The organism is Candidatus Pyrohabitans sp. (assembly GCF_054014795.1).
This window is the reverse complement of record NZ_JBPMGE010000059.1, coordinates 1-9595: the sequence shown is the minus strand read 5'-3', so window position 1 is coordinate 9595 and position 9595 is coordinate 1. Positions and strand designations below refer to the sequence as shown.

The 9595-nt window shown below is 53.5% G+C and carries 8 protein-coding genes; 2 read left to right on the top strand and 6 right to left on the bottom strand.

The genetic code is table 11. The features are described from left to right. From ACXJJW_RS06555 to ACXJJW_RS06545, 3 genes are all read right to left on the bottom strand, one after another. Positions 1-955: TIGR04084 family radical SAM/SPASM domain-containing protein (locus ACXJJW_RS06555; RefSeq protein ID WP_456474935.1), on the bottom strand; the 955-nt coding region annotated here is incomplete at its 3' end. A gap of 88 nt (positions 956-1043) precedes the next feature. Beyond that, a complete protein-coding gene (locus ACXJJW_RS06550) occupies positions 1044-2270 on the bottom strand; it encodes a cytochrome b N-terminal domain-containing protein (RefSeq protein WP_456474934.1) in 1227 nt (408 codons plus the stop codon). Positions 2271-2368: 98 nt separating this feature from the next. Next, a complete protein-coding gene (locus ACXJJW_RS06545) occupies positions 2369-4330 on the bottom strand; it encodes a hypothetical protein (protein ID WP_456474933.1) in 1962 nt (653 codons plus the stop codon). A gap of 126 nt (positions 4331-4456) precedes the next feature. Between ACXJJW_RS06545 and ACXJJW_RS06540 the strand changes: the two genes are divergently transcribed. Together ACXJJW_RS06540 and ACXJJW_RS06535 are read left to right on the top strand one after the other, a co-directional pair. Next, positions 4457-4633 (top strand): hypothetical protein, encoded by a 177-nt coding sequence (locus ACXJJW_RS06540; protein WP_456474932.1) that lies wholly within the window; start codon positions 4457-4459, stop codon positions 4631-4633. Positions 4634-4673: 40 nt separating this feature from the next. Then, a complete protein-coding gene (locus ACXJJW_RS06535) occupies positions 4674-5408 on the top strand; it encodes a metallophosphoesterase (protein WP_456474931.1) in 735 nt (244 codons plus the stop codon). Positions 5409-5417: 9 nt separating this feature from the next. Here ACXJJW_RS06535 and ACXJJW_RS06530 read toward each other — a convergent pair whose 3' ends face one another. Genes ACXJJW_RS06530 through ilvD form a run of 3 tightly spaced genes read right to left on the bottom strand, consistent with a single transcriptional unit; the run spans position 5418 to position 9519 of the window. Further along, positions 5418-6863, bottom strand: a complete 1446-nt coding sequence (locus ACXJJW_RS06530; protein ID WP_456474930.1) for an ATP-binding protein — start codon at positions 6861-6863, stop codon at positions 5418-5420. Between the two features lie 35 nt (positions 6864-6898). After that, positions 6899-7948 (bottom strand): methyltransferase, encoded by a 1050-nt coding sequence (locus ACXJJW_RS06525; RefSeq protein WP_456474929.1) that lies wholly within the window; start codon positions 7946-7948, stop codon positions 6899-6901. Further along, a complete protein-coding gene (ilvD, locus tag ACXJJW_RS06520; protein ID WP_456474928.1) occupies positions 7855-9519 on the bottom strand; it encodes a dihydroxy-acid dehydratase in 1665 nt (554 codons plus the stop codon). Before ilvD ends, ACXJJW_RS06525 begins: the two co-directional genes overlap by 94 nt. Positions 9520-9595 lie beyond the last annotated feature (76 nt).

Genomic DNA, 9595 nt, shown 5'->3' with positions numbered 1-9595 from the left:
CCACGAGGTGGCGCACTGTGGAGCATATCAGGGCGTAGCCCTCGTCGCCCACCCACTCTTTTGCAAGGTTTATGAAGAGGCAGCGGCCTCCGCAAACCCACAGCAGGTCGCATCCTGAGCATGGCTCTCGCAGTGAGGCGCAGTTCCGAAGCTCCTCAGGCGAGGAGGTGAAGATGCTGCCCGCGCGCATAAACCCGTACTCCGGCGTCACAGGGCAGAGGGTTATCTCACCGCTGGGCGAAATTGCGAAGAAGTCCACGCCCGCACCGCAGCGCAGCCTCGTCGGTTCGCGGGAGAGCAGGGTCTTTGTTATCCCTATGAAGGGCACGAAGCCGAGCACTTCGCCGCGGCGCATCTCCTCCAGCCAGGTATCCACAAGCTTTGTTATGCCTGAGTTGTAGCTGCGCAGCCACCTTCGCGCAGCCTCGCCTCCGCCATCCCAGAAGAGCTCGAAGTCCAGCTGCCAGTGCACATGGTCAAAGATGTCCAGCTTCGCCAGGTGGAGCGCGTCCTCGTAGATGTTGCTCCTCAGCGAGGCCACCATCCTGGCGATGAGGTCTCCGCTGAAGTGCCTCCTCACCCTGCGGGCATTCCTCATTATCCTGTCGTACACGCCGTGCCCACGGTAGGCGTCGGTAACCTGGCGTCGGCCGTCTATGGATATCAGGATGGTGTGGAGCCTGCGCAGATAGCTGGGCTTTACCCTGTGGAGGAGCATGCCGTTGGTGTGCAGGATGTACCTCGCGGATATGGTGTCCATGACCCCCTCCAGCAGCTCGAGACGCAGCAGGGGCTCGCCACCGTAGAAGGCAATCACAGGCTCGGGGTCCCTGGCGATAAAGCTGCGCAGCGCTTCCAGGGGATACTCCACCTCCATGTGCTCCGCCTCCCGGGTGCCGCCGCAGTATTCGCAGGCTAGGTTGCACCGCTGGGTGAGCAGCAGATGGTAGTGCATAATCTTTTTTTAGGCAAGATGCACCTGCGCAGAAATTTTTATTCGGGATAGCAGAATAAAAAATAGAGGGCAGCGCGGGATGCGCTGACTATGTGAAGATATGGGGTACTATCTCGCTAGTTGCCGCCCAGAAGGATATCCCCAGCATTATGAAGGCCCCCGCATAGTAAAGCAGCTCGCCAGCGCGTGCCTTCTTCTTGCTGTCCAGCGGTAATCGTTCCACCACGTAGGGGAATATCAGCAGCGGTAGAAAGGCCAGCAACGGCATGACCACCATGGTCGTGGCACCGAAGAGGTTTTCACCTGTTACCAGGAAGTAGATGGGCCACGGCGGCTTTGTTATCTCTATCCCAGAGACTGTAGGCCCTGCCTCCAGCCCGCGGATAAAGGGCGCCTCCATGAAAAGGCTCTGCATCACCAGGAAGACCGTAAGCACCGCTGAATACACCAGGGCCTTCTTCCAGCGCCTCTGCACCTGTAAATAGACCTTCCTCATGAGCATATGCGGCGCAGTTAGGAGGAGAATCGCAAAGGTTGTCAAGCCTATGTGGAAGGCGGTAAGCTTCATTATCGCCAGGTCGCCAGTGAAGAAGCTGGCAATGTAGTTGCCCAGGGGCACCAGGTTGAAAGCGTACATCATGTGCTCAAAGCCCTCCAGGGCCTCCTGGTCAGCCCTCATGAAGGTTCCTGACAGGAAGCTCAGCCAGCTGATAATCAGCAGAAGTGCGCCGGTTACCCAGATTATCTTGCGTCTGCCAAGGTAGGTTCTCGTGGAAACAGCCCTTGCCGAGTGCAGTATCATCAGGAATAAAAAGATCTCACTGGACCAGTTGTGGAGATTTCTGAAGAAAGCCAGCGCTCCATTCTGCGCCATGACCTCGACGCTGTAGTACGCCTCTGTAGGCGAGGGTTTGTAGAAGAAGGTTATTATTATCCCGGAAGGGATTACTAGGCCGATAAAGAGGATGAATGTGATGATGCCCAGGGTGTACCAGTCAAGCCCTGATTTAAGCTTCTCGCTCAGGCCCTTTATCCTCGCAAAGGCCAGGTAGAGCATGGCAAAGAGCAGCGCAAAGATTGCGAATCTTATCTTGTCCACCTTCGCCTTGGCGTAGGCCTCCTCCATTACCCTCTCCACAAACTTCTCCAGCTCGTGTTCATCCAGCTCCTCAGTTGGTCCCAGGCCTATGTAGCCTATGCCTGGCTTTTCTCCATGTCCTCCTTCCTCTCCCTCATCATGCGCCGTCACGGTTGCATAGGCTGTGGGAAGGGCGAGGAGTACCATAACGGCAATCAGAACAGCTGTCCTTTTCATATTTTTACCTCCTTCTTCATTATTATTACATCACCTGAGCAAACTCAGTCTGCCCGTGTTTAATCTGATATCGGTAAAATACCGGTAAAACACTGGAATCAGTGGAAAACAGCATCAGCCAGAATGAGCTGCTTCCCCCTCTCCGTGGTCTCCGCCACCTTGTATCTGCCGAGCTTTTCCAGCTTTATCATCCCCCTGCTCTCCAGCATGCCCACCCTCTTCTTTGCAGTTTTTGGGGTTATTGCGAGGGCAGCGGAAATCTCCCGCATAGCCGGCTTTCTGCCCCTGGCGTTCTCCCTGTAGATGAAGTGCAGCACCTCGAAGAGTTCCCTGCTCAGCGCAGCCTCCTCAGTGCTAAGTCCGGGTTTCAAAATCCGCGAGCCCACAGTCCCTGAGACTAGCCTGTGGGTAACCACCACGTCGGCGTCTTCGTGCAGTATATCCATGGCAAGGGGAGGTATATTATGAGAAACCGCGGCGCATACCACTAGCCTGTTGCTGTACCTCATCTCACCCAGCAGCTTCATAAAGGCGTGCAGCTGAGCGGGGGGCAGTGAGATGACAATGGGGGTAAGGTCCAGGACCAGAAAGATGCTGCTGAGGGGGAAGGCGGCGATGCACTCCTCAATGGCATCCACGACCTCCAGCGCTGAGGCAACAACCAGGATACCCTCCTCCCCCTTTCTGCTCTCAGGGAGTACTGTGGTCACCTTTAGCCTTTCTCCGAGGTAGCCGGATTCCTCCTCCAGCTCCCTCTTAATCTTTGCTATCGGGTCAGAGGTGATGTAGATTACATTTCTGCAGCTGTGCAGACTCGACCTTATCGCCGGATGAAGAACCCTGAACTTGGGCATCTCTGAGATGACATTGAGAAGGAGCTGGTGCGTCCTCACTCCGCCAAACCTCTCGTCCACAACCCGGATTCCGGTGGGATGCAGCCCCTCAAAGTAGGAAAATGTGGTCTCCCTGTCCCAGCTGGAGAGCTTCTCTAGGTGCTCCTCTCCCCTGGTGCCGGGCATCTTCGCGAGCTCTGTGATGATGAGCCAGTGGGGCTTGAAGTCGAATTCCCTGGGGCAGCGGGCATACACCAGATTGAGGAAGTCCAGGAGGTGGTAGAACTGCGCCTCATTTACCAGCTCCCTGTACTTGGTGAAGAACCTCAGGATATCCCCGCTGAGGCGGTAGAGGAACTCGTATTTTCCAGAGGCCGAGAGAAACTTCTCCTCGTCCAGCTCCATCTCCCGCCTTTTGAAGATGTGCCTCAAGCCTGTACTTTCCAGAAATTCGCTGAAGAGGACCTCCCGCCTCCCTGTGCCGATGTCGACGGGGGTGTAGTAAACCTGCCGTATCACATGGTTCAGGTGCTCCTGAAGGCCCCTTGCATCTCTTTCTTCTTTGGCGCTGGTAGAACCAAAAAAGTAAACCTCATTTCTGTAGGCGAATATCACATACCCCGCGACTATCGCAAGGGCGGGGAGCACAAAGAAGGATTCAAAGAGGCTGGTCTGATGTCGCAGATTGGAATTCAGGCTTACGCTTACTATGTGCGCAGCTACCGCAAACATCATGAACACCGCGGCTATGCCGAAGGGATAGCGCCTGTGCAGTGTTACTGGACTTAAGGAGGAGTGGGTAAAAATCCGCTTCAGTATGAATCCGGTAACCAGAATAAGCATGAGTATCTGAAATACGTGGGCTGCGATTATGTAGTGCGTATTCAGGACATATCCTGTGCCGGTGTAGTAGAAGTAAGCCTGCGCAGTGATGCCAACTGCGAGCAGGACCCCAACCATGATGCTGCCGGCACCGACAACTCCCCTGTGGTACCTATTATCAGTGAAGTGGAGCAGCCCTGTTACCCCCAGCAGGAGGAAAAAGATTATTCCCAGCACATGTTCCAGGAGTATGGAGATGCCGAGGGAGTGGAACATGAGCGAACCCATAAGGGCCAGGAAGGAGGCAAGGAGGAAGCGCAGCCTGAGCCTCACCTCTTCAGCCTCCACGTGTCTGTAGAGCCCGTAAATCACACCTATTATCACTGTGCTCAGGACCGCCTGCACGAGGAACAAAAGAGGATGCACCATCAATCTCTATTACCCGCCCCTTGAAATATATATCTTGGCCAGATTTCTGCCAGAATGCGGGAGCAGAAATCCTTTTATGACATGAGCGTCAGATATTAGAATATGAAAAGGCGAAAGCCCATAAAGGACATGTTCCTTGACATAGCGGAGCAGTGGGAGAAATACTGGCGCGACAAGGTCGACTTCTACGACTTCCTAAATGAGTACGTGGAGATTGATGACGACCTGCGCACCTACGTTATAAGGGTGAGGAAGTCAAAGCCTGAAGAGGAGCTGTGAAGAGGGGGAAAATTATTAACCATGGCGCATAGCTAAGAGCATGGAGATTTTCAGAGGCGTTGAGGTGCTCTGCCCCTACCCGGCGCTTTATCTGAAAGATATAGAGACCGTGGTTATCGCAGACCTTCACCTGGGCTACGAGGGAATCATGGCGGAGCAGGGCATATTTATGCCCAAGATGCAGTTCAGGAAGGAGGTGGAGATGCTGGAGGCCATCGCCGGGATGTGCTCTGCAGAAAGGGTGATTGTAAACGGTGATGTGAAGCATGAGTTCAGCGAGACCAGCTACCACGAGTTTCGGGAGGTTGGCGAACTCCTTGAGATGCTGCGAAGGCACTTCAGGAAGGTGCATGTGGTGAAGGGCAACCACGACACCTTTATCATCTATATCACCCGCAAACATGGCGTGGCGCTGCACGAGGAGCTCACACTGGGGAGCTACCACTTCTTCCACGGACACCGCATGCCCAAGCGGGAGGCAGAGTTCCTAATTCTGGCGCATGAGCACCCGGCGATAGCGCTCTACGACGAGATAGGGGTCAGGGAGAAGGTGAGATGCTTTCTTTACGGCGAGGCGAACAAAAGGAGGGTGGTGGTTCTTCCCGCATTTTCTCCGCTTGCATACGGCAGCGAGGTTAATCTCCTGCCAAAGAATGAGCTGCTCTCGCCCTTCCTGCGCAGTATAGATGTGGACCGGCTCAATGTCATCGCGGTGAGCGAGGAGGCGGGTTGCTTACCCTTTGCACAGCTTGGAGAGCTGCGCAGGTTTGCGTAGTTCCTACTTTTATACAAAAGAAAAGAGGGTCAGCGGTATGAAGGTAACATTGCCCTCTCTGCGCACCCTTTCTCCAGATGATAACACAACACCATATTCTGCTCCATACTCCCGTATAGACCTCTTTATCTGACCCCTTCCTTTACGTCCAATCCCAACCTCAACTGGAACTATCTCATCTATGCTTTTTTGTATTAAAAAGTCTGCGCCCCTTTTCTTCGGGTCATAGAAAATTCCCAGAGGTTTGCCAATAGTTTCCTTCATCCGGAAAAGGTAAAAGACCACCATATTCTCCACGAGGAGTCCAAGTTGCTCTCTGATGTTATCTAGGTGAGCCCCGAGCTTTGTTCTTATTGCGGCATTTATTGAAGGTGCCAGAAAATAGTATTTCCATGGCTTTCTCACGATCCTTCCTGCACCTCCATAGGGTTTTATGCTAACAATAAGATGTGTTTTCTCAAGGGTCTCAAGAATACTTCTAACCAGTGAAGGAGACGTATTAAGCTTGCCGGCAAGCTTTACGTCAGACACTCCTCCCGGCTTCTGCAGAGCCAGAAAATATATTATCCTTGAGATGGTATTTCTTGTATCCGCCCTGTACCTTCCAATCGAAAACACATCTTTTTCTACTATCCTGTCCACCATGTCGAATATTCTGTTATGGTTACCCCTTGCGTCTAGCTCCAGACTAAAAGGGAAGCCACCGGTGAGCAGGTAATCTTCCAGCTCTTTTTCCAGAGGTTTACCTATCCCAATCGTATTGTGCATGATTTTGTACAGTATATTGTTTGATATATCGATAACCACATCACCTGGGTTGAACATCAGATTTTTAACACAGTTAGCTGTACCTCTTGGAGGGAAAAAGCCGTACTTTAAAATAAGATGCTCCGAGAAGTTAAGGGGGAATGCCGGCTCTTTAACTGCCCTTCTAGCCAGATCTACACTCATTTCCATGCTTAAAGCAGATGACCCTGTCAAAATCAGGGAAATGTTTCTACTCTGGTCATATACAACCTTTACTGCTACGCTCCACTTTTCGTCAAAATGAGCTTCATCCACAAGAATGAAAAGCTGCTTTTTCAATCCTGGAAGTGTAGACCTGTGGATCTCTTCAACATATGCCTTTACAGCTTCGTAAATTCCGCTTCCAATATAGCTCCTCAACTCATCTACGGAAATATATAGAACTCTCGAAGGTTCAATTCCAAGTTTTCTGGTTAAATACAGATAAATCTGCAGCAGCGCTGTGGTTTTACCAACACCCCTCAGACCTGGGAAAAGAATCAGTCGTCTGTTTGAATCACCTTTTATGAATGCATCTACATGCTTTTTGAGTCTAAAATAAGCCCTTGTATGTCTGAAGTATTCTCCGTTTGTCCTTTGTGTATTCTCTCTGGCGAGTATGGGTGCCTCAGACAGTTTTGTGTGGAGGTATCCCACCATCTCCTGCATGTCATACATAAAAAAGTATTAACTTTTAAAAAAGATTATATATTTAAATGTATAAACTTCCTCCCCACCAGCACGCGGGACTCGCTCAGTTCAATCCTCTCAAAACCGGTAAAACCGGCTTCGCTTAACCATGCCTCCACTTCGCTCCAGGAGTAGGTTCTGCCCTCGCTGCTGAGGAGCATGTGCAGCGCAAACACCGCCGCCTCTTTCGGCGCCACCTTTGAGTCGTCCAGGATGTAGTCGTGAACTATCACCACTCCGCCCGGGGCGAGGGCATTGTAAATGCGTTTGAAAAGCCTGCGGTTCTGGTCTTCGCTGAGGAAGTGTATTATGTTGGAGAGGAGTGCAGCGTCGTAGCCCCTGCCAAAGTCGTCTTTGAGAAAATCTGCCTCCAGAAGCCTAATGCCGGCGACGCCTTTCCTCCTCAGAATTTCCCTCGTGGCATCGGCGGTATCGGGCAGCTCTACTATCGTCGCAGCTAGGCGATAGCGCTTTACAAAAGCCGCTGAATAGGCGCCGGAACCTCCTCCCAGGTCAACCAGGCTGCGCTTTCCCTGGAGGTTTACCGCCTCTGCAAGCTCCTCTGCACGCTTAGCTGCAATGCTGTCGAGGGCCAGGAGAAAGGTGAGCCTGTCCTCCTCCTTGCAGGGCTCTGCAAAGATGGCCTCCTCCAGTCCGGCCCACCTGGCAAAGCCCCTGTTCGCATGCTTCAGCCAGTGGCCCAGATACTCATCACTTGATCTAACCAGATACCTACTCGCCTCGCGCGTGTTCCTGTAACCATCACCCGCCTTTTCTATAAAACCGAGCGCCACAAGGGCGTTGAGCAGAAGCTCAAGGGCACGGGGCTCGGCCTTTACCACACTTGCCAGCTCAGCCACAGAGCGCGGCTCTTCCAGATGGTCGAAGAGGTCGTACTGCGCGGCGGTGAGGAGGATCTTTGACTCCCTGTACGCCGAGCCGAGCTCCAGGATTTTTTCTTTTTTCATCTTCACATCAGTATTGCACCCATGTCTGCGCTGCTGACGCTGCGGCGGTAGCTCTCCAGGTAGCTCCTTCCTGCCTCCCCGCCAGGAGGTCGCCATTCCTGCCTTCGCTTTTCCAGTTCCTCCTCGTCCACAAGCAGGTTAAGCTTTCGCGCGGGTATGTCTATCTCCACGGTATCGCCTTCTTTCACAAGCGCTATGGGCCCGCCCTCGTAGGCCTCTGGCGAAACATGGCCTATGCAGGGCCCCCGGGTGCCGCCGGAGAAGCGTCCGTCGGTAATCAGAGCCACGCTGTCGCTCAATCCCATGCCGGCGATTATAGATGTAGCCGCAAGCATCTCGCGCATTCCAGGGCCTCCCTTGGGGCCTTCGTAGCGTATTATCACCACGTCACCCTGCTTTATCTCTCCGTTGAGGATAGCCTTCACTGCCGCCTCCTCGCCGTTGAAAACCCGGGCAGGCCCACGGTGGCGCAGCATCCTCTCGCTCACTGCTGTCTGTTTTACAACACTTCCGCGGGGGGCAAGGCTGCCCTTTAAAACGGCAATTCCACCCTCAGGATGGTAGGCATTGTCGGGGTCGCGGATAACCTCGCGGTTCTTCTTCGGGTTGACGATGTGCACATGCTTCAGGTTCTCCTCCAGAGTTGAGCCGGTGACTGTGAGAACTTCCAGGTTCAGCTTATCCCTTATCTTCAGCATAACCGCGGGTATTCCCCCCGCCAGGTCCAGGTCGAGCATGAAGTGCTCACCACCTGGGCGCAGGCTGGTTAGGTGGGGCGTCTCTCCGGAGATGCGGTCAAAGGCCTCAAGCGGCAGCTCCACCCCCACCTCGCGGGCAATTGCAGGCAGATGCAGGGCGGTGTTGGTTGAGCCGCCTATGGCCATGTCTATGCGTATGGCATTTTCAAAGGCTCTGTGGTTCATTATCTCCCTCGCCGATATGCCGCGCTCCAGGAGTTCGAGGACCTTCATGCCGCTGAGCTTTGCAATTCGCAGCTTCTTGGCGTCAACGGCATGGGCGGTGCCGCACCCGGGCAATGACATGCCCAGCGCCTCGGTGACGCATGCCATTGTGTTGGCTGTGAACAGGCCAGCGCAGGAGCCTGGGCCGGGACAGGCGAGATTCTCCAGCTCAGCGAGCTCTTCCTCTGTCAACTTTCCGGCTTTAACCTCACCCACAGCCTCAAACACAGAGATAAGGTCCACATTTCTGTCGTTCACAAAGCCCGGGCACATGGCTCCTCCTGTTACGAAGATGCTCGGAAGGTTTAGCCGCGCCGCGGCCATTAAATGCCCGGGTACTATCTTATCGCAGGTGGGTATAAAAACGAGGGCATCGAAGCGGTACGCCTGGGCAACGAGCTCAATGCTTGCTGTGATAACCTCGCGTGAGGGCAGAGAGTAGTGCATGCCCTTGTGTCCCATTGCAATGCCATCGCATATTCCTATGGTGCTGAACTCAAAGGGCACGCCCCCGGCGAGGCGAACCCCTGCTTTGACTGCCTCCGCCACCCTGTCGAGGTGCACATGACCCGGGATGAGCTCATTCCAGGAATTGACTACACCTATAAAAGGTCTATCCATCTCCTCATCGGTTATGCCCATTGCCTTGAACAAGCTTCTATGCGGAGCTCTCTCAAGTCCGCGCTTAACAGCATCGCTCCTCATGGTACCACCTTTTCTATTGATGCTTATATAACAAGCGATAAACTTTATATATGCACCCCCGTGCTAGTTTTTACTG